This window comes from Rhizobium sp. CFBP 8762 (assembly GCF_014841565.1).
Taxonomy (GTDB): Bacteria; Pseudomonadota; Alphaproteobacteria; order Rhizobiales; family Rhizobiaceae; genus CFBP-8762.
Genome location: NZ_JACYUD010000008.1, coordinates 230160 through 250543 on the forward strand (window position 1 = coordinate 230160; position 20384 = coordinate 250543).

Here is a 20384-nt window from a genome sequence, read left to right on the forward strand (position 1 = left end):
ATGCTACCTGGCGGCGACGGCGGTGCCGGGTGCAGTGCGCATGTCCACGTCCACGATGACGCTTAAGCCTGCGCGCAGGCGGCCACTGTCCAGCGCGTCCTTGGGCAGATCAATGCGCACGGGAACACGCTGGATAACCTTGGTGAAGTTACCCGTGGCATTTTCCGCTGGCAGCAGCGAGAACACGGAGCCGGACGCAGGCGCAATGGACGAGACCGTGCCAATGATCGGTTCTTCATCGAAGGCATCCACATGCACCTTCACCTTGGAGCCGGGTGCCAGATGAGCAATCTGTGTTTCCTTGAAGTTGGCATCGATATACAACTGACGCACCGGCACCAGAGCCGCGAGCTTTTGGCCCGCAGACACCAGATCACCCGTCTGCACCGACAGATTGCCGATGATCCCGTCATACGGTGCCTTCAGCACCGTAAAGCCGACATCGCGCTCTGCCTTTTCCAGCGCCAGTTCCAGAGACCGCACGCTGCTTTCGGCTTCCGCGCGCTGCGCCTGCAACACGGCAATCGCCGCATTGGCAGAGGCAATATTGGCATCTGCGCCAATCAGGTTGGCATTGGCCTGATCCAGCGCCACGGCTGCGGTATCCAGTGTGGAGGTCGAGGCATAGGCTTTCGCCTGCAACTGGCTGGCACGGCCCTGCGTCAACTTTGCGCTGCGCACGGTGGCTTCTGCCACCGTCTTTTGTGCTTGCGCCTGCTGCAGGCTGGCGCGCGATCCTTCGATCTGCGCGTCAATGCGTTTCAGCGCCAGTGTCTGCGTGGCGATCTGCGCACGGGCCTGATCGGCAGCAATGCGGTAATCACCCTTGTCCAGCGTGATGAGCGGATCACCCGCCTTTACCTGCTGGTTGGCAATGACATTGACACGCTCGACATAGCCGGAGACCTTCGGCGAAATGGATGCGATATCCCCTTCGATATAGGCATCATCTGTAGAGACCATGAAGCGGCCATCCACCCAGTAGTGATAGCCGTACCAGCCGCCAGCCGCCAACACAGCCAGCCCGATAACCGGCAGAATAGCCCGGCGCACAAACGATTTCTTCTCAGGCGCAACCGCAGGTGTGGGCGCTGGCTGGGGAGCGGCCTCGGCTGCTGGCGTCGTGGCCGGTACCGTTGCAGGGGCTTCCGCCGTTTCCGGCGCGTCATCATGGCTATCGGGCTCCGGCTGCGCAACCGCGCGAACCCGAGCAGCACCGGAATTGTGGGATGCAGACATTTGGTAACCAGCCTGAACTTGAGGAAATAGTTATGTATCGAACCGATCAGTTCGGTTGACATAGGACCTTTTAATCCGCATATCAAGAGAAATCGAACCGATCGGTTCGACAACTGCGCTTGAACCACGGAAACAGTGAGCCAATGCCCAATCATCAGGCAGAAAAGTCGGTTTTGACAGCCGTTGACGATTGCTGCGGGGCTGGTCGCCGTGCGGCCGGCGAAGACCCGGCCAAGCGCCAGCAGATTCTGGATGGGGCCAAGCGCGTGTTCGTGAAGCTGGGTTTTGACGCTGCCAGCATGAATGACATCACCCGGGAAGCCGGTGTTTCCAAAGGAACCATCTACGTTTACTTTCAGAACAAGGAGGACCTGTTCGGCGAATTGATCGAGCAGGAACGCAACCGCATTGTGGAAGCCGTACAGCATGCGCTGGACGAGCACGAGCCGATTGACGAGGCGCTGCTCGAATTCGGGCTGGAACTCTCTCGCAACATCAATTCCACCTATACGATCGGTGCCATGCGCATGGTTCTGGGCGTTATCGACCGGATGCCGGATCTTGCGCTGCGCTTTTTTGCAGCCACCCCGCAAAACGGTTTTACCGTGCTGAAACGCTATCTGGACACCCAGGTTGCGGCAGGCCGGATCACGATTGCTGACACCGAGATAGCTGCCGCCCAATTTATTGAAATGTCGATGGCGGGTTTGTTCAAAAAGCGCCTTTTCGGTCTGTTGCCGACGGAGCCAGACCCGCACCATATTCATAAAGTGGTCACATCGGCTGTCGATGTGTTTCTTCGCGCCTATATCAGAGCAGAAACATAACTTTTCCTGCATTCCTTTCTTGTTAATTACGCCACGTCGAATACATATCGGGTCTGGTTTAACGAAAGAAGGAATTGAGAATGCAGGATATCCTGTTGCTTTTACAGGACCCGACCGCTTGGGTCGCCCTAATCACCCTCATCGTCATGGAGGTGGTGCTGGGGATCGACAACCTGATTTTCATTTCCATTCTCACCAACAAGCTGCCCGTCGAGCAGCGCGAAAAGGCGCGTCGCATTGGTATCGGCCTTGCGCTCATCATGCGTCTTGGTCTTCTGGCCACCGTTGCGTGGATCGTGCAACTGACCAACCCGGTTTTTGAAGTGTTCGGCAACGCCTTCTCCTGGAAGGACATTATTCTGATCGCCGGTGGTCTCTTCCTTGTGTGGAAAGCGACCAAGGAAATCCATCACAATGTGGATGTCGAAGACGACAAGGAAAACCTCGTCGGCGAACAGGTGGCAATGACATTCTCATCGGTCATCGTACAGATCCTGCTGCTTGACCTCGTATTTTCGGTCGATAGCATCATCACCGCGGTCGGCATGACACCGCATGTGCCGATCATGGTCGTGGCTGTCGTAGTTGCGGTCACCGTCATGCTGCTGGCTGCAACGCCTCTGGCCAACTTCATCGAAAAGAACCCGACCATCGTCATGCTGGCACTGGGCTTCCTGTTGATGATCGGCACGACGCTCATTGCCGAAGGTTTCGGCTTCCATGTACCGAAGGGTTACATTTACGCCGCCATGGCGTTCTCGGCTCTTGTGGAAGTGCTGAACATGATGTCGCGCCGAAGGGCGCGCGTCAAGCGCGACGCGACGAAGACCCACTAATGCGAAAGGCCCGCGAAAGCGGGCCTTCTGCTTAAAATAGCACAGCACAAAAAGAGAGGCCTGCATCCGGGGGAAAACGGATACAGGCCAAATGGGGACTTGGAGGTCAGAACACGGGACCGGATGAATAAGAAGCTCGGCTGCCATTTCGTTGACCACAGGAAGAAATCGGAAAAATCCCTGTGTTCTTCAGCATCATCACGTCCGATTGACACGGCCCGTGTTCGTCATACCCAAAACGCAGCTTTGCCAAGCTGGTTCCAAAAAAAGTTCACGGGTCCTCAAAATGTCCGGCGGCAACGAACGGCCCACCCTGGTAGGCTATGATGGGATCGCCCGGATCTGGCCGTGCCACATTTGCCTCAATTTCGGCACGGTAGATTTCGGCATTGTCCTTGGGGCGATACCCGATATGTGATGCCTTGGTGTTGTCCCAGAATGTTTCATCGTTTTTCGACACGCCATAGAGAATAGTATGGTCCACCTTGGGCACCGTCAGGCAGCGCTCTATCAGATGCTGGAGATCGGGATAGCTCAACCATGTCGTCAGCATACGCCAGTCCAGTGGCTTTGGTACGCATGAGCCGATACGGATGGAGACACTCTCCAGACTGAACTTATCGTAGTAGTATTGCGCGATAGCCTCTCCATACACTTTCGACACGCCATAAAGACTGTCCGGACGGGTCAGGCAGTCCGGCTCAATCGTCTCGGTGCGCTTGTAATACCCGATGGCATGGACCGAACTCGCCCAGATGACGCGCTTCACGCCGTTGCGTCGCGCACCTTCGAATATGTTGTAAAGCCCAATGATGTTGGATTGCACGATGGTGTCGAAGGTGTTTTCCAGCGCCATGCCGCCCATGTGGACAATGGCGTCCACATCGCGTGTCAGGTCCATGACGGCGTTTCGGTCCGCAAGGTCACAGACCGTCGCTTCCTCATGCTCGCTGTCCGGTTCAATGCTTTCCCGGTCCGTCAGTCGCAAGGTCGCCGTTACCGTTGGCAGGGACTGGCGCAGAACGCGCCCGAGTGCGCCGCTGGCACCCGTCAGGAGAATCCGTTTGTATTTGATCATCATACATCCATGGCTGAACAGGTTGGACCGACAATCTGGCCCGCATTGACACTGGATGCAAAAGAAATAACCACCCGTTTCCTACAATCGGTTTTTCTTGACCTTGAGGCCTGTTTATGGCCTAAGGCCAGCCAACAGAAACGGTGCCGAACAGGTCCCGATTTCTAACTTTTTGGCCGGCAATACTGGTTTCAATTCGGTATAGGCGGTCGCCAGCACGTATATAGGCCAGTATCATGACCAATTCCGGCGTTCGGGTGCGCATTGCACCTTCCCCTACCGGCGAGCCGCATGTCGGCACAGCCTACACTGCTTTGTTCAACTATCTTTTCGCCAAGAAGATGGGCGGCACCTTTATCCTGCGCATTGAGGATACGGATGCGACACGCTCCACGCCGGAATTTGAGCAGAAGGTGCTGGACGCGCTGAAATGGTGCGGGCTGGAATGGTCGGAAGGTCCTGACGTTGGCGGGCCCTACGGCCCTTATCGCCAGAGCGACCGCAAGGACATGTACCGCCCCTATGTGGACGCGTTGCTGGAAAAGGGTCATGCTTTCCGCTGCTTCTGCACGCCGCAGCGTCTGGATGAAATGCGCGCTGCCCAACGCGCCGCCAATTTGCCACCAAAATACGATGGCCACTGCCTGAACCTGTCCGCCGAAGAAGTGACCGCCCGCGTCAAGGCAGGTGAACCGCATGTCGTGCGCATGAAAATTCCAACGAGTGGTGCCTGCACCTTTACCGATGGCGTGTATGGCGACGTGGAAATTCCATGGGACGCCGTGGATATGCAGGTTCTGCTGAAAGCCGATGGCATGCCGACCTACCACATGGCCAATGTGGTGGATGACCACCTGATGAAGATTACCCACGTTGCGCGTGGCGAAGAGTGGCTGGCATCCGTGCCCAAGCACGTTCTGTTGTACACCTATTTCGGCTGGGATGCGCCGCAGTTCATCCATCTGCCGTTGATGCGCAATGCCGACAAATCCAAATTGTCGAAACGCAAGAACCCCACATCGATCTCGTACTATTCCGCCCTCGGCTTCCTGCCGGAAGCGCTGATGAACTTCTTGGGTCTGTTGTTCATCCAGATCTCTGAAGGCGAGGAACTGATGACGATGGACCAGTTGATCGCCAATTTCGACCCCGACAATCTGTCGAAATCCGGCGCGATCTTCGATCTACAGAAGCTGGAATGGCTGAATGGCCGCTGGCTGCGCGAGGCCTTGGACGAAGAGCAGTTTTTCGCCCTCGTGCTGACATGGGCAAGCGAGAGCGACCGTCTGCGCGAAGGGCTGAAACTGGCGCAATCGCGCGTCGGCAAGCTCGGTGATCTGCCGGGTCTGACCTCCTTCCTGCTGAGTGCCGATGTTGGTGTGACCGGCGCCTCGTTCGCGGGCGTCAAAACTCCCCCGGAGGAAACCCTGTCGATTCTGGAAACCGTTCAGGTCGATCTGGACAAGATTCTGGAATGGAACAAGGACACCATCGAGGCAGAGTTGCGCGCCATTGCCGAGCGCATGGGCAAGAAGCTGAAAGTGGTGGTTCCCCCGCTGTTCATCGCCATGTCCGGCTCGCAGCGCTCGCTGCCGCTGTTTGACAGCATGGCCATTCTCGGCCGCGCCATGGTGCGCCAGCGCCTGAAGCTGGCAGCGCAAGCTGTTGCTATAACCATTATAAAGAACTGAGCCCGACATGACCGACCAGAACGCCGTTACCCCATCCTCCCAGCTATCTTCCGATGTAACGGAAGTGCGCGCCCAGAAGCTGGAATTGCTGCGTGAGAAAGTCGGCGATGTCTATCCCGCGCATTTTCACCGCACCCTGACCAATGGCGAGCTGGCGGAGAAATATGCCGATCTGGAGCCAGACACCGAAAGCGGCGACACGGTCACCGTTGCGGGGCGTGTGTATTCCTCGCGCAATTCCGGCATGTTCATCGACCTGCACGATGCCTCGGGAAAAATCCAGATCTTTTCTCACAAGGACAACACACCGGAAGAGGCCCGCTCGCTTCTGCCACTGATCGACCTTGGCGACATCATTGGCGTTACCGGTCCGGTACGGCGCACCAAGCGTGGCGAACTGACCGTCAACGCGCTTGAGATCACCATGCTGACGAAGGCCCTGCTTCCGATGCCGGAAAAGTACCATGGCCTTGCCGATATCGAGACGCGCTATCGCAAGCGGTATCTGGATATCCTGTCCAACGAGGAGTCCAAGACACGTTTCCAGCAGCGTTCGCGCATCATCTCCGGCATTCGCCGCTTCATGGAGGATGAGGGCTTTACCGAGGTTGAAACGCCCATGCTGCACCCGGTCTATGGCGGTGCCACGGCGGACCCGTTCAAGACCCACCACAACACGCTGAAGTTGGACATGTACCTGCGCATTGCGCCGGAACTGTACCTGAAGCGCGTTCTGGTATCCGGCCTCACCGACAAAGTGTTTGAGGTCAACCGCAACTTCCGCAATGAGGGCGTGTCCACGCGGCACAATCCCGAATTTACGATGATGGAATGCTACTGGGCCTATGCCGATTACGAGGACATGATGGGCCTGACCGAGCGGCTGTTCAGCACGCTGGCGCAGTCCATTCATGGCACCACGGAGATCACGTTCGGCGAAACAGAACTGTCCTTTGCCGGGCCATTCCGCCGCGTTCCCATGCCGGAAGCGGTCAAGCAAGTTACCGGGCACGACCTGATGGCCGTGCACAGTGATGAAGAGGCCCGCGCAATTGCCGCCAGCCTCGGTGTTGCGGTGGAGAAAACCGCGACCTGGGGTGAAGTGCTAGCGACGCTGTTTGAGGAAAAGGTCGAGCACACGCTAATCCAGCCGTCGCATGTCACCCATTTCCCCAAGGACATTTCGCCTTTTGCCAAGGAAATTCCAGGCGAACCGCGTCTGGTGGAGCGGTTTGAAACCTATTGCAACGCCTGGGAAATCGGCAACGCCTTCTCCGAGCTGAACGACCCGGTCGAGCAGCGCGCGCGCATGGTGGAGCAGGTAACACAAGCCCATGAGCGGGGCGAAACACAGCGCACGCTTGACGAGGATTTCCTCGAAGCCATGGATCAGGGCATGCCGCCCGCCGGTGGCCTGGGAATTGGCGTGGACCGGTTGATCATGTTGCTGACCAACGCGCCGTCGATCCGCGATATCATTCTGTTTCCGGCACGCCGCAATCGCAACGATTGAGGTCGCGCCCCTACCCCTGTGCTTGGTCCACAGGGGACCACCCACACGGGGAAACTGCCAGTTCTTATGAAGCGAAAGGCACGAAGCCTTTCGGATCAAAATCCTTTATTTGTCGCATTGTCCAGACGTGAAAACGACTCCGTTTTCACTGGAATACGCTAAGCCCACGCATCCGCCCGCCCTACTCGCGCCTCACGCTTCGAACAGTCCTCGTCATCTTTCATGACCTTCAACGCGTCCTCGATATCGGCCAGCGACACCTCCCGCCGCTCGCCGTAGAACATGCCCTGCGCACTGGGCTCGCCCACGCGATACCCGGCTTTGTAGGCGCCATCCATTCCCGGCACGATAGCGGGGTTGGGTGCATAGAGAATTTCGGCACCAATGGCGCGGCCCTGCATGGCGGCGCGGACCTCCGGTCCGTTCACATCCAGCACAACCACCTGATAAAGATCCGCCTGCTCCTGCTTCGCAAAAGCCTGCACCACGCGCAGTGCTGTTTTCAAGCGGGTTGGCCCGTCCGTACTGTCTGACTTTACAAATTTGCGCACCCAACGCTGGTCCCCGGTGCGAAGCTTGACTTCCAGCACATCGGTACAAGCAACCCCGTTGATGGTGGTTGACGGCGGCCCCAGAAGCGCATCCCGTCCCACATAGATCGCAAAGGCAGCCGTTGTGCAGGAAAGCATAGCTATGCCAGCAACAATCAGCACCAGTTTGCGGGGGAGCCTGACTTTTTTCACGCTGGCCTACAGTGTCCTCCGCCCGTCGCTCAGGGCTGTTTCGTCAAATGTAACACAAGCCTAGCCACCGCACATTTCAGAATGCTTAAACAAATACAACAAATTGTAGGCCATCCTCACCTTTAATTGCGAATGAGTTGCAATAGCGTTGACAACCTCGGACGGCGATCTATATTGCTTAGTTGCAACTGGTTCGCAGAAGCATTGTCATTACGACAGGAGCATTCATTTGAGCAGTCCGATACGGCGCATTCTCCTTGCCGCCTGCCTCGCTATTTTTTCCTCCTCCGTCATGGCGGCGGATAGACCGAAGGTAATCACCACATTCACCATCATTGCCGATATCGCCAAAAATGTTGCAGGTGACGCCGCCGACGTGCAGTCCATCACCAAGGCAGGCGCGGAAATTCACAATTACCAGCCGACCCCAGGCGACATCCTGAAGGCGCAGGATGCTGATCTCGTGCTGTGGAACGGCCTGAATCTTGAACTGTGGTTCCAGAAGTTTCTTGTCAACCTCAAGGACGTTCCGAATATCGAGGTTAGCGCCGGTGTAACGCCCATCGGCATTGCGCAGGGGCCGTATAAGGACAAACCCAATCCCCATGCGTGGATGTCACCTTCCAACGCCTTGATTTACGTCGAAAACGTCCGCAAGGCGCTGAGCGATATCGATCCCGATGGCGTCGCGACATACACGGCCAATGCCAAGACTTACAGCGACAAGATTCGGGCGCTGGACGCCGACATCCGCAGGCAAATCGAAGCCATTCCGGCGGAAAAGCGCTGGCTGGTTACAAGCGAAGGTGCGTTCAGCTATCTCGCGCGCGATTTCGGTTTGGAAGAATTGTATCTCTGGCCCATCAATTCCGATAGTCAGGGCACGCCCAGTCAGGTCCGCGCGGTCATAGACGCCATGCGCAAGCACAATATCCATGTAATTTTCTCCGAAAGCACCGTGTCGGCCAATCCCGCTAAACAAGTCGCGTCTGAAACCGGCGCGGCCTATGGCAGCGTGCTGTACGTCGATTCGCTCAGCGATGCAGATGGCCCTGTTCCGACCTATCTCGATCTCCTGCGCGTCACCGCCGAGACCATTACAAAGGGCCTTGCACAATGATGATGGGCAAGAAAAAAACCCTTGAAGGCATTGTTGTCGACAATGCCACCGTCACCTATCGCAACGGCCACACGGCCCTGCGCAAGGCGAGCTTCAGTGTGCCGCGCGGCACCATCACCGCTTTGGTGGGGGTAAACGGCAGCGGTAAATCCACTCTGTTCAAGGCGATCATGGGGTTTGTGCCACTGGCGCAAGGCTCTGTCAGCGTGCTGTCTCTGCCCATTGCGGAGGCGCTGAAACGCAATCTGGTGGCCTATGTCCCCCAATCGGAAGAGGTGGACTGGAACTTCCCGGTGCTGGTTGAAGATGTTGTCATGATGGGCCGCTACGGCCATATGAACTTCTTTCGCATACCGACCTCCAAGGATCGCAAGATGGTGAGCGACGCGCTGGCCCGCGTCGGCATGGCTGATTTTCGCAAGCGCCAGATTGGCGAGCTGTCCGGGGGGCAGAAGAAACGTGTGTTTCTGGCCCGCGCGCTGGCGCAGGAAGGTCAGGTTATTCTGCTGGATGAGCCCTTTACCGGCGTGGACGTCAACACCGAAGAGCAGATCATTACGCTTTTGAAACAGCTTCGCGATGAAGGCCGTGTGATGCTGGTCTCCACGCACAATCTCGGCAGCGTGCCGGAGTTTTGTGACCGCACGGTGTTCGTTAAAGGCACTGTGATTGCGTCGGGCAAGACCAGCGATATCTTTACGGAGGAGAATTTGAAGCAGGCGTTTGGCGGCGCTCTACGGCATTTCATTCTCTCCGGCTCGGAGCTTCACAATGATGAGGATGCCCGCCATCTGCGGGTGATCAGCGATGATGAACGACCGTTTGTGCTTTATGGCGACAAACAGCGCGGGCAGGAAACGGTGGACGATGACCGGCCTGCTTGAGCCCTTTGAATATCATTACATGATCAACGCCATCTGGGTCAGCGGTCTGGTGGGCGCGGTCTGCGGCTTTCTGTCCGCTTATCTGATGCTGAAAGGCTGGTCGCTGATCGGAGATGCGCTGTCCCATTCCATCGTTCCGGGCGTGGCCGGGGCCTATATGTTGGGCCTGCCGTTTGCGGCGGGCGCATTCCTTTCCGGTGGTCTGGCCGCCGCAGCCATGCTGTTTCTGAACGACCGCACTAAATTGCGCGAAGACGCCATTATCGGTGTGATTTTCACCTCGTTTTTTGGCCTTGGCCTGTTCATGGTATCGCTATCGCCCACATCGGTGGATATTCAGACCATCGTCATGGGCAATATTCTGGCGATTACGCCGGGCGATACGCTGCAACTGGTGCTGATCGGCGGCGTCAGTCTGTTGCTGCTGACACTGAAATGGAAGGACCTGATGGTCACCTTCTTTGATGAAAGCCATGCCCGCACCATCGGCCTGCATCCGACACGGCTGAAGCTGATGTTCTTCACCCTTTTGGCAGCGTCCACCGTGGCCGCCATGCAGACAGTCGGCGCCTTCCTCATCATCGCCATGGTGGTCACACCCGGTGCCACGGCTTACCTGCTGACCGATCGCTTTGGCCGCGTCATCATCCTTGCCGTTGGCATCGGCGCTATCACCAACATGCTTGGAGCCTATATCAGCTATTTTCTGGATGGTGCGACGGGCGGCATTATTGTCGTGCTGCAGACGCTTATTTTCCTCACGGCCTTTGTGTTTGCCCCCAAACATGGCCTTCTGGCCGCCCGGCGTCGTGCAAGTCGTGCGCTGACAGACCAGCCCATTGAGGTGCGCGTATGAATGATATTGTCACTTTGGCTATCCTGCCGTTTCAGGTCGCCTTTATGCAGAACGCCTTCATCATTACCATTCTAGTCGCGGTGCCGATGGCGCTTCTGTCCTGCTTTCTGGTGTTGAAAGGCTGGTCGCTGATGGGCGATGCGGTCTCCCACGCGGTGCTGCCTGGCATTGTTCTGGCCTATATGCTGAAAATTCCGTTGGCAGTCGGCGCATTTTTCGCAGGGTTATTCTGCGCCGTTGCGGCTGGATACCTGACGGAAAACAGCCGCATCAAGGAAGATACGGTGCTCGGCATTGTGTTTTCCGGCATGTTCGGCCTTGGTGTGGTGCTGTATGTGCAGGCAAGGCCGGATGTGCATCTGGACCATATCCTGTTCGGTGATATGCTTGGCATTGCCTGGGGCGATATTCTGGAAACCGGTCTGATCGCTCTGGTCGTCACCGGCTTCGTGCTGGTCAAAAACCGCGACTTGCTGGTCCACGCGTTTGACCGGCAGCACGCCAGCGCCATCGGCCTGCCGGTGCGTTTTCTGCGATACGGACTGCTGACCGTGCTGTCGCTTGTTATTGTCGGTGCGCTGAAGGCGGTTGGCATCATCCTTTCGGTGGCCTTTCTTGTAGCACCCGGCGCAATCGCGTTTCTGCTGGCGCGGCGGTTCGATACCATGCTGTGGCTTGCTGTCGGCATCGCGCTTGGTGCAACCGTGGTGGGCATCTATATCGCCTTTTTCATCGACAGCGCCCCCGCCCCGACCATTGTTCTGTTGCTGAGTTTGATGTTCATTGCTGCCTTTATCCGGGTGACGGTGCAGGCCCGCCGCGTTACCATCATGACTTAAGAGCGCTATCGACAAACCCGTGCGCCCCGGCTATTCGGTCAGCCAGAGCATTTCCAGTCAAAAGCGGAACCGCTTTTATGTCCGGACAATGCGACAAAGTAAAGAAACGAGAGTATTTTCGGTGAACCCGTATTTACCGGAAATGCTCGAGAACCTGTTGATTGCAAAAGGGACGAGACATGCAAAAGGTCATTTTTGATACGGACCCCGGCGTTGATGACGCCATGGCGCTTCTGTTTCTTCACAAGCACGCAGACATCGATCTGATCGGCATTACCACCGTGTTCGGCAATGCGTCCGTCGAGACGACCACCCGCAATGCACTGTTCCTGCAACAGGAATGGGGTATCTCGGCCCCCGTTGCCCGTGGCGCGGACCAGACCTATGATCCGGCCCGCACGCCCGTTCCATGGCCCACCTTCATCCATGGCGATGATGGTCTTGGCAATATCGGCGTTCCCGACCATGTGGATGGCAATCTCGACCCGCGTCCCGCCCATCGTTTTTTGATCGAGACCATCCGTGCCAACCCCGGCGAAATCACACTGGTGGCCGTTGGCCGCATGACCAACCTTGCCAATGCCCTGCGGGAAGACCCTGAGATAGCCGGTTTGGTCAAGTCGGTCGTGATTATGGGCGGGGCCTTTGATGTGCCCGGCAATATCACCCCTGCCGCCGAAGCCAATATCTACGGCGACCCGGAAGCCGCTGATGTCGTGATGACCGCACCGTGGAAAGTCGTCGTCATCGGCCTTGATGTGACCATGAAAACCGTGATGAGCCGCGCCGCGCTGGCAGAGACCGCCAGCCAAGGTGGCAAAGCGGTGGAGTTGCTGTCGGATATCTCCCAGTTCTACATCGATTTCTACGGCAAGCTGGTGGATGACGGCATGGTCGTGCACGACAGCTGCGCCTGCGTCTACGTGGTGGCGCCGCACCTGTTTGAAAGCACCACCGGCACCGTGCGGGTTCTGTGCGGCGGCATCGCCGATGGCAAGACCATCATGAAGCCGGACGGCCGCTTCTTCCCACCCAGCGCCTGGGATGATCTGCCAAGCCAGACCGTGTGCACCGATATTGATGCCAATGGCGTTTTGAAACTCATTCACGATACATTAGCGGCATAACACAAAGGCCCCGGCTGGCGAGCTGGCTGGGGCAACTCTGGATTTTACGAACACATGTCCTGATGTAAAAGCGCTCTGGCTTTTACAGGAAATGCTCTATGTTCTGGGGCATGAAACCAGACGCCCTGCTCTACCCCACCCCCAAAGGCCTGTATTGTGCGCCCGGAGACTTTTATGTCGATCCGGTTCACCCCGTGGAGCGGGCGCTGATTACCCACGGCCATGCGGACCATGCGCGCTCCGGCCACACCGCCGTCATGGCCACGCGCCAGACGCTGGATATCATGCGCATCCGCTACGGGGAGCAGTTCTGCGTCAGCGAACACGTTGCAGAACTCAGGCAAACCACCGTAATCAATGGCGTGACGGTCAGTTTTTACCCGGCAGGCCATGTGCTGGGCTCGGCGCAAATTGCCATCGAAAAAGATGGAATGCGCATTGTCGTCTCGGGCGATTACAAGCGGAGGGCTGATCCTACCTGTCTGCCCTTCGAGCCGGTCAAATGCGATGTGTTCATCACTGAGGCAACGTTTGGCCTGCCGGTGTTTCACCACCCGGATGATCGTGCGGAAATTGGCAAGCTGATCACGTCGCTTAAACAGTTTCCCGAGCGCAGCCATTTGGTGGGTGCCTATGCGCTGGGCAAGGCGCAACGGGTGATTGCGCTGCTGCGCGAGGGCGGCCACGATGCGCCGATCTACATCCACGGCGCGCTGACCAAGCTGTGCGATTATTACGAGACACAGGGCATTGCACTCGGTGATCTCCGCCCGGCCACCCTTACAGGCAAAGACAAATCCATGTTTGCCGGAGCTGTCATCATCGGCCCGCCTTCGGCCTTTGCCGATAAATGGGCGCGCCGCTTTATTGATCCCGTTTCCATTTTCGCCTCCGGCTGGATGATGGTGCGCCAACGCGCCAAGCAGCGCGGCGTGGAATTGCCGATTATCCTCTCCGACCATTGTGATTGGCCCGAACTGCTCGCAACCATCAGCGAGATACAGCCCGGTGAAGTCTGGGTGACTCACGGGCGCGAGGAAGCACTGGTTCGCTGGTGCGCGCTTCAAGGCATTGCCGCACGGCCCCTGCATCTGGTCGGCTATGATGACGAAGGGGAATAGCCATGCGCGCCTTTGCTGAACTGCTCGACAGGCTGGTGCTGACCCCGCAACGCAACGCCAAGATCAAGCTGCTTGCCGATTACTTCCGCGACACGCCCGACCCGGACCGGGGCTATGCGCTGGCTGCCATCGCCGGCACGTTGTCGATTGCCGCCGTCAAACCCGCTTTGCTGCGTGATCTGACGCTGGAGCGCATGGACGAGGTGCTCTTTCGCTACTCCTATGATTATGTCGGCGATCTCGCCGAAACCATCTCGCTGGTGTGGGAAGCGCCCGCCGATCTGGAAGGCGAAGACCCCTCGCTGTCTTCCGTGCTGCACCGGTTGAACACCACGGGCAAGGCACAGATCCGCACGCTGGTGCGCGATCTTCTGGATTGTCTGGAAACGTCCAGCCGCTACGCTTTTCTGAAACTCGTGACCGGGGGATTGCGCATCGGCGTCTCCGCGCGCCTGGCCAAGCAGGCACTGGCCGATTTTGGCGGGCAGGATGTCAGCGATATCGAAACACTGTGGCATGGCATCGCCCCGCCCTATGAGGAATTGTTTGCCTGGCTGGAAGGGCGCACGCCGAAACCGGCCCTGTCCATGCCCGCTGTGTTTCACACGGTGATGCTGGCCACTCCGGTGCAGGAGGGCGATCTCGACGCGCTGGAGCCGAAAGACTTTGCCGCCGAATGGAAATGGGACGGCATCCGCATTCAGCTTGCCAATCTCGGTGGCGTACGCCGTCTGTATTCGCGCAGTGGTGACGATATCTCCGGCACATTCCCGGATATTCTGGATGCGCTGGATTTTGAAGGCGTGATTGACGGCGAGTTGCTGGTGGGCGGCACGGCGCGCAGCAACCGCATGACGCGCACCTTCTATGACTTGCAGCAGCGGCTGAACCGCAAGACCGTCAGCCCCAAAATGCTGGAGGACTACCCCGCCTTCATTCGCGCCTATGACATTCTGTTCGATGGGCCGGAGGATGTCCGCAGCGAAGGGTTCATAGACCGCCGCGCTCGTTTGTCTGAAAAAATCGAGGCTGCGGACCATACCCGTTTCGATCTTTCCCCGCTGGTGGCTTTCACAAGCTGGGAAGATCTGGACCGGTTGCGCTCCGAGCCGCCCGATCCGGTGATCGAAGGCATCATGCTGAAGAAACTGGATTCGCCCTATACGCCCGGCCGTGCCAAGGGGCCGTGGTTCAAGTGGAAGCGCAATCCCTACAATATCGATGCGGTGTTGATGTACGCGCAGCGTGGCCACGGCAAGCGGTCAAGCTACTACTCGGATTTCACCTTCGGCGTGTGGACCAAGGATGGGCCGAACGAGATACTGGTGCCGGTCGGCAAGGCCTATTTCGGCTTTACCGATGCCGAATTGCAGGTGCTGGACAAGTTCGTGCGCAACAACACGATCGAGCGTTTTGGCCCGGTGCGCTCCATTCGGGCGCAGGCTGATTTCGGCTTTGTGGTGGAAGTAGCGTTTGAGGGGATCAACCGCTCGTCCCGCCATAAATCAGGCGTTGCCATGCGGTTTCCCCGTATTGCCCGGCTGAGGGAGGATAAGATACCGGCGGAAGCAGACCGGCTGGACACGCTGCTGGCCATGATTTCCGCCGATGAAGCCGCCACGACAGAATGATTGACCGCGCGTTTACTGCGGCTTTTTCCGCAAGCTCGCAATAATCTCCGCAAGAATGGACACCGCAATTTCCTGCGGTGTTACCCCGCCAATATCCAGCCCGACCGGCGCTGAAATCGTTGCCAGCGCCTCGCCGGACACACCGTCCCTCATCAGCCGTTCCACCCGCTTGGCATGGGTCTTTCGGCTACCCAGCGCACCGATGTAGAAACAGCCGGTCTCCAGCGCCATTTTCAGCGGCGTGTCGTCAATTTTCGGGTCGTGAGTCAGCACCACCAGCGCCGTATAGGCATCGAGCCTATGGAGTTTCAGGGCATCATCGGGCCATTCGGCAATCAGGTTCACGTCGCCGAAACGCTCTGGAGTTGCGAAAGCCGTGCGGGGATCGATGATCGTCAGATCGAAACCGGCAATTTTCGCCAGTCCTGCCAAAGCCTGAGAAATATGCACCGCGCCAATCACGACGATCCGCACGGGCGGCATATAGACATTGATGAAATGCGCCCCGTCCTCGCTGACCCGTGACTTGCCCGTACGAAATGCTTCCGCCAAGGCCGACGCCAGTTCCGGCTCTGCCGGCTCGCCGGGACAGAGCAAACGATCCTCGCCACCTTCGATAGCGCTGATATGGGCGACCGGCTGGCGTTGCGCGCGCAACGCATCCAGCCGTTCCAGAATGGCAAGCTCCATCAGCCGACCCTTTCGACACGAATGCGGATGCGCCCGCCACAGGATAGACCTGCCCGCCACGCGGTTTCATCCGCGACGCCGAAATCCAGAAGCTTCGCGCCGCCGGTGCCGATAATGTCTTCTGCCGCCGCCAGCACATCACCCTCGACGCAGCCGCCGGACACAGAACCCTGAAAATTCCCGTCAGCATCCACTACCAGATGGCTACCCACAGGCCGGGGGGCCGAGCCCCATGTTTCCAGCACGGTCGCCAACGCTACTGCGCGGCCTTCTTCCACCCAACGCGCTGCAACGCTGAGGGGATCCAAATTGTCGCTCATCTCATTACTTTCGCAGATCCTATTTCTGCGAATATGGGGCGGTCTTTAAAACTGACTAGATCCCTAAGGAATCCTTCAGCGAGTACCACCACGAGCCGATTGTGGAATACTGCGCCCGGAACATTCGCCCGCCGGGAAAAGGAATATAGGGCAGTTTCTCAAACTGATCGAAGCGGCTGGTATCGCCGTGGATTGCTTCCGACAGAATACGCCCGAACAGGTGCGACCCCGTAACCCCATGCCCGCTATAGCCATGGGCAAAATAGGTGTTGGTGCCAATCCGGCCCATTTGCGGCACACGCGAGAAGGACAGCGCAAAGTTACCACTCCACGCATAGTCGATGGCAACGCCTTTCAATTGGGGAAAGACCTTTTCCAGATTGGGCCTAAGCTTTGCCACCACATCCGCGGGGTCCGTGCCGCCATAGACCGTGCCGCCGCCGAACACCAGACGGTTATCGGCAGACAGCCGGAAGTAATCGAGAATGTAGCGCACATCCTCCACGCACATATCGCTCGGTATCAAGGCTTTCGCCGCCGCTTCCCCAAGTGGCGCCGTCGTCACCATCTGGGTGGAAACCGGCATGACCCGGGAGACAAGTTTGCGCACGACGTCGCCGAGATAGGCATTGCCGCACAGCACCACTGTACCAGCGGTCACGTGGCCCTTGGCCGTGTGCACCACAGGCCGTGGCAGCTCGTGCTCCACCTTCGTCACCGGAGACTGTTCGTAGATCATGCCGCCAAGGCTTTCCAGAGCGCGGGCCTCGCCCAGCACCAGGTTGAGCGGATGCATATGCCCGCCGGTCGTATCCAGCATACCGCCAACATAAGCATCCGTGTTGACCAGTGCGCGGATGCCAGTTTTATCCAGCATCTGGTGATCGTCCATCCCATATTTGCGCCAGAGGGCCTGCTTGGCCTCCAGATCACGCATATGGGCAGGGGTATAGGCGGCATAAATGTTGCCATCCTTCAAATCGCATTCAATCTGATAATCCCTGATCAGGCGGCGGATAATCTTTCCGCCCTCCTGGACCAGCCCGCCAACAAAATCCGCGGCACCGTCACCATAGCGTTTCTGGATGGTGGACAGCGAAGCGTTGAGACCGTTGACAATCTGCCCGCCATTGCGGCCCGATGCGCCCCAGCCGACGCCAGCACCTTCCACCACCACGACCTTATAGCCCTTTTCGGCCAGATGAATGGCGGTGGACAGGCCGCTGTAACCCGCCCCCACAACGCAGACATCTGCCTCCACCGCGCCTTCCAACACCAAAGGGGTGCGGATACTATTGCGTGAGGCAGCATAGTAGCTATCAGGATAGGCACCATTGCCCGCATAGCTTGTGTTTTGGGCGTAATTTGCATCTTTGGTCATCAGACAATTTCCAGATACGCGCTGAATTCATAATCGGTCACCTGCTCGGCAAAGCCTGCGATTTCCTGCCGCTTGCAGGCCACCAGCATTCCCCGCAGCACGGGATCGAAGATTTCAGCCGCGATTTTTCCCGCTTCGAACGCATCTACTGCGGAGCCCCAGTCAGACGGTATCTTCTTCAAGCGGTCTGCATAGGCCCGGCCCGATACGGGGCGCACCGGCTGCCATTTGTTGCGGATACCGACAAGGGCCGCACCCAAAATCGCAGCCATGACGAGATACGGATTGGCATCCGCACCCGCCACGCGATGCTCGATGCGCCGCGCTGCCGGATTGCCGCCGGGAATGCGAATGGCGGCAGTGCGGTTCTCATAGCCCCACGAAATGGAGGTTGGTGCATGTGTATCGGGGCGCAAACGGCGGTAGGAGTTGAAATGCGGCGCAAACAGCAGGGTCGTTTCCGCCATGCCGCGCAGCAGGCCCGCAACGGCGTGGCGCAGCAACTGCGAGCCTTCCGCCGTGCCATCGTCAAACACGTTGTTGCCGTCCTCATCCAGCAGGCTGAAATGCATGTGCATGCCATTGCCGGAGCGAAGCCCGTAAGGCTTGGCCATGAAGGTTGCCGCCAGCCCATGCTTGCGTGCCACGCCTTTGACAATGCGCTTAAAGAACAGGGCATCATCTGCCGCTTTCAACGGATCATCGCTGTGCATAAGGTTGATTTCAAATTGCCCGATGCCGTTTTCGGCAATCGCCGCATCGGCAGGCACATTCTGGCGGGCGCATTCTTTATACACCTCGGAGAAGAACTCGCCAAAATCATCCAGTTCATCAATCGAGAGAATAGCGTCCGAATCCAGCCGTTTTCCGGTATAGGGGGAGATTGGCGGCATCGCGCTGTCCGGCTCGGGGTCGATCAGGTAAAACTCCATCTCGGTTGCCACAACGGGACGCAGCCCCAGCTCCGCATATTGGCGAACGATGTGGGCCAGCGCCTGACGGGGATCGGCCAGAAACGGCTTGCCGCTTTCGGTGTACAACCACAGAGGCACCATGGCACTGGGGCGGGACGTCCATTTGACCGGAAGCGCGCCGCGCCCTGTCGCGCCGCAAATGCCATCGGTATCGCCGATGGTGAACACCTGCGCGCTGCCGACAATATCCTCGCCCCACACATCCACGCCCACGATGGACAGAGGCATGCGGATACCGCCAGACAGAACCTTGCCGGCCTGTTCCACGGGCACGCGCTTGCCGCGCATAATTCCATTGAGATCACAGACAACTGCCTGAATGCTTTCTATCGGTCCATTTTCGACCAACCACGCCTCGAAATCCATCGGGTCGCTTATCTCGGCAGCCATCATATCTCCTTGCGCTGTTAAAGATGGCCCAAGGGTGTCTGCTTTCACCAGCAGAGTCAATTGCGGCAAATAAGGGGGTAAAGCATGTGTTGAACGCAGTGTCTGACGTGAAAACGAGTCCGCTTTTGCGGGAAATGCTCTAGCCAAGCGTAAAACCCGAGTATAAAGGTCAGCTATAAAAGCGCAAAACGCTAAAGCCGGGATTTGACGCCATGACGATTGCCGCCAGACCATACCGTATCTTCAATGCCAGCCTTGCTCGCAAGACCATGATTTCCCCCCATCTGTGCCGCCTGACGTTCACAGATCCGAGCATCGCCACCATGCGCACACTGGCACCGGACCAGCGCATCAAGATTTTCTTCCCGTCCGATGACGGAGTTCCCTCCGCCCTTCCCGACACGGCTGACTGGTATGATGTCTATCGCTCCGTGCCGGCAAAACAGCGCCCACCCATGCGCACCTACACCATTCGTCACTTGCGCGCTAAGGCGCATGAGGTGGATGTGGATTTCGTGCTGCATGGCGAAACCGGCCCGGCCTCACGCTGGGCCATCCGCTCGCAGATTGGCGACAAGGTACAGATCACAGCGCCGAACGGACTGTATGAGGGCGAAATCGGCGGCTATGAGTGGAAGCCACCGGCACAGGCAGATGACATTCTGGTGATTGCGGATGAAACCGCCATTCCGGCAGCTGTCGGCATTCTGGAACAACTGGCCGCGCGGGAAAACCCGCCCAAGGTACAGGCATTTCTGGAGGTTCCGTCCGTCGACGATGCCCTGCCCCTGCCTGTCTGGGATGGTTTGAAGGTCGAGTGGCTGGCGCGTGAAGATGATACCGGCTGCAAGGACAATGGCCTGCTGATGGCGGAAGCTGCGCGGCGCGCCCGTCTGCCCGCGAGCGCCAAGGCTGAGACGACCGAGCGCCTGAGCGATGTGAATGTGGACGAGGACGTGTTGTGGGATGTGGCCGATGAAAAGGCGGGTAGTTTCTACGCCTGGGTCGCGGGCGAAACCGCAGCCGTTGCCAACATCCGCAATTTTCTGATCAAGGAAAAAGGCATCGACCGCCACGCACTCAACCTGATGGGCTATTGGCGCTGCGGTAAAGTCTATTGACCG

At 58.0% G+C, this 20384-nt stretch carries 19 protein-coding genes; 12 read left to right on the forward strand and 7 right to left on the reverse strand.

What is annotated here, in order from left to right:
• Positions 1–3 precede the first annotated feature (3 nt).
• Positions 4–1239, reverse strand: coding sequence for an HlyD family secretion protein (locus IFT84_RS18105; protein WP_192121948.1), 1236 nt, complete (start codon positions 1237–1239; stop codon positions 4–6).
• Between the two features lie 143 nt (positions 1240–1382).
• Here IFT84_RS18105 and IFT84_RS18110 point away from each other — a divergent pair, with 143 nt between their 5' ends.
• The gene (locus IFT84_RS18110; RefSeq protein WP_192121950.1) at positions 1383–2066 is read left to right on the forward strand and encodes a TetR/AcrR family transcriptional regulator; all 684 of its coding nucleotides are present in this window, start codon (positions 1383–1385) and stop codon (positions 2064–2066) included.
• Between the two features lie 80 nt (positions 2067–2146).
• The gene (locus tag IFT84_RS18115) at positions 2147–2902 is read left to right on the forward strand and encodes a TerC family protein (RefSeq protein ID WP_192121953.1); all 756 of its coding nucleotides are present in this window, start codon (positions 2147–2149) and stop codon (positions 2900–2902) included.
• A gap of 271 nt (positions 2903–3173) precedes the next feature.
• On the opposite strand, the gene IFT84_RS18120 is transcribed toward IFT84_RS18115, so the two are convergent.
• Positions 3174–3980 (reverse strand): NAD-dependent epimerase/dehydratase family protein, encoded by an 807-nt coding sequence (locus tag IFT84_RS18120; protein WP_192121955.1) that lies wholly within the window; start codon positions 3978–3980, stop codon positions 3174–3176.
• 236 nt (positions 3981–4216) lie between these two features.
• Here IFT84_RS18120 and gltX point away from each other — a divergent pair, with 236 nt between their 5' ends.
• Both gltX and lysS read left to right on the forward strand, forming a co-directional pair.
• Positions 4217–5671, forward strand: a complete 1455-nt coding sequence (gene gltX / locus IFT84_RS18125) for a glutamate--tRNA ligase (protein ID WP_192121957.1) — start codon at positions 4217–4219, stop codon at positions 5669–5671.
• Between the two features lie 7 nt (positions 5672–5678).
• Positions 5679–7184: a lysine--tRNA ligase gene (gene lysS / locus IFT84_RS18130; protein WP_192121959.1), complete on the forward strand. Its 1506-nt coding sequence runs from the start codon at positions 5679–5681 to the stop codon at positions 7182–7184.
• Between the two features lie 158 nt (positions 7185–7342).
• Here the strand turns inward: lysS and IFT84_RS18135 are convergent, their stop codons facing one another.
• Entirely contained in the window at positions 7343–7927 is a 585-nt protein-coding gene (locus IFT84_RS18135) for a hypothetical protein (protein ID WP_192121961.1), read from the reverse strand.
• A gap of 229 nt (positions 7928–8156) precedes the next feature.
• Between IFT84_RS18135 and IFT84_RS18140 the strand changes: the two genes are divergently transcribed.
• From IFT84_RS18140 to IFT84_RS18170, 7 genes are all read left to right on the forward strand, one after another.
• Positions 8157–9047 carry a metal ABC transporter substrate-binding protein gene (locus IFT84_RS18140; protein WP_274603619.1) on the forward strand — a complete coding sequence of 297 codons (891 nt, stop codon included), beginning with the start codon at positions 8157–8159 and terminating at the stop codon, positions 9045–9047.
• A complete protein-coding gene (locus IFT84_RS18145; protein ID WP_192121963.1) occupies positions 9044–9931 on the forward strand; it encodes a manganese/iron ABC transporter ATP-binding protein in 888 nt (295 codons plus the stop codon). The genes IFT84_RS18140 and IFT84_RS18145 overlap by 4 nt, the downstream gene beginning before the upstream one ends.
• A complete protein-coding gene (locus tag IFT84_RS18150) occupies positions 9915–10787 on the forward strand; it encodes a metal ABC transporter permease (protein ID WP_192121965.1) in 873 nt (290 codons plus the stop codon). The genes IFT84_RS18145 and IFT84_RS18150 overlap by 17 nt, the downstream gene beginning before the upstream one ends.
• Positions 10784–11626: a metal ABC transporter permease gene (locus IFT84_RS18155; protein WP_192121966.1), complete on the forward strand. Its 843-nt coding sequence runs from the start codon at positions 10784–10786 to the stop codon at positions 11624–11626. Before IFT84_RS18150 ends, IFT84_RS18155 begins: the two co-directional genes overlap by 4 nt.
• Before the next feature lie 179 nt (positions 11627–11805).
• Complete coding sequence (locus tag IFT84_RS18160; protein ID WP_192121968.1) at positions 11806–12753, forward strand: nucleoside hydrolase; 948 nt, start codon at positions 11806–11808, stop codon at positions 12751–12753.
• 110 nt (positions 12754–12863) lie between these two features.
• Positions 12864–13874: a ligase-associated DNA damage response exonuclease gene (locus IFT84_RS18165; RefSeq protein WP_192122059.1), complete on the forward strand. Its 1011-nt coding sequence runs from the start codon at positions 12864–12866 to the stop codon at positions 13872–13874.
• A 2-nt stretch (positions 13875–13876) separates the two neighbouring features.
• Positions 13877–15505 carry a cisplatin damage response ATP-dependent DNA ligase gene (locus IFT84_RS18170; RefSeq protein ID WP_192121970.1) on the forward strand — a complete coding sequence of 543 codons (1629 nt, stop codon included), beginning with the start codon at positions 13877–13879 and terminating at the stop codon, positions 15503–15505.
• Between the two features lie 12 nt (positions 15506–15517).
• On the opposite strand, the gene IFT84_RS18175 is transcribed toward IFT84_RS18170, so the two are convergent.
• From IFT84_RS18175 to IFT84_RS18190, 4 genes are read right to left on the reverse strand one after another with little or no spacing between them, the layout of a single operon-like run.
• Positions 15518–16195 (reverse strand): XdhC family protein, encoded by a 678-nt coding sequence (locus IFT84_RS18175; RefSeq protein ID WP_192121972.1) that lies wholly within the window; start codon positions 16193–16195, stop codon positions 15518–15520.
• Positions 16195–16515, reverse strand: a complete 321-nt coding sequence (locus IFT84_RS18180) for an XdhC family protein (protein WP_192121974.1) — start codon at positions 16513–16515, stop codon at positions 16195–16197. The genes IFT84_RS18175 and IFT84_RS18180 overlap by 1 nt, the downstream gene beginning before the upstream one ends.
• Before the next feature lie 55 nt (positions 16516–16570).
• Positions 16571–17896: an NAD(P)/FAD-dependent oxidoreductase gene (locus IFT84_RS18185; protein ID WP_192121976.1), complete on the reverse strand. Its 1326-nt coding sequence runs from the start codon at positions 17894–17896 to the stop codon at positions 16571–16573.
• Positions 17896–19260, reverse strand: a complete 1365-nt coding sequence (locus IFT84_RS18190; RefSeq protein WP_192121978.1) for a glutamine synthetase family protein — start codon at positions 19258–19260, stop codon at positions 17896–17898. Before IFT84_RS18190 ends, IFT84_RS18185 begins: the two co-directional genes overlap by 1 nt.
• Positions 19261–19472: 212 nt before the next feature.
• On the opposite strand from IFT84_RS18190, the gene IFT84_RS18195 reads away from it, so the two are divergent.
• Positions 19473–20381, forward strand: a complete 909-nt coding sequence (locus IFT84_RS18195) for a siderophore-interacting protein (protein ID WP_192121980.1) — start codon at positions 19473–19475, stop codon at positions 20379–20381.
• The last annotated feature ends 3 nt before the right edge of the window (positions 20382–20384 follow it).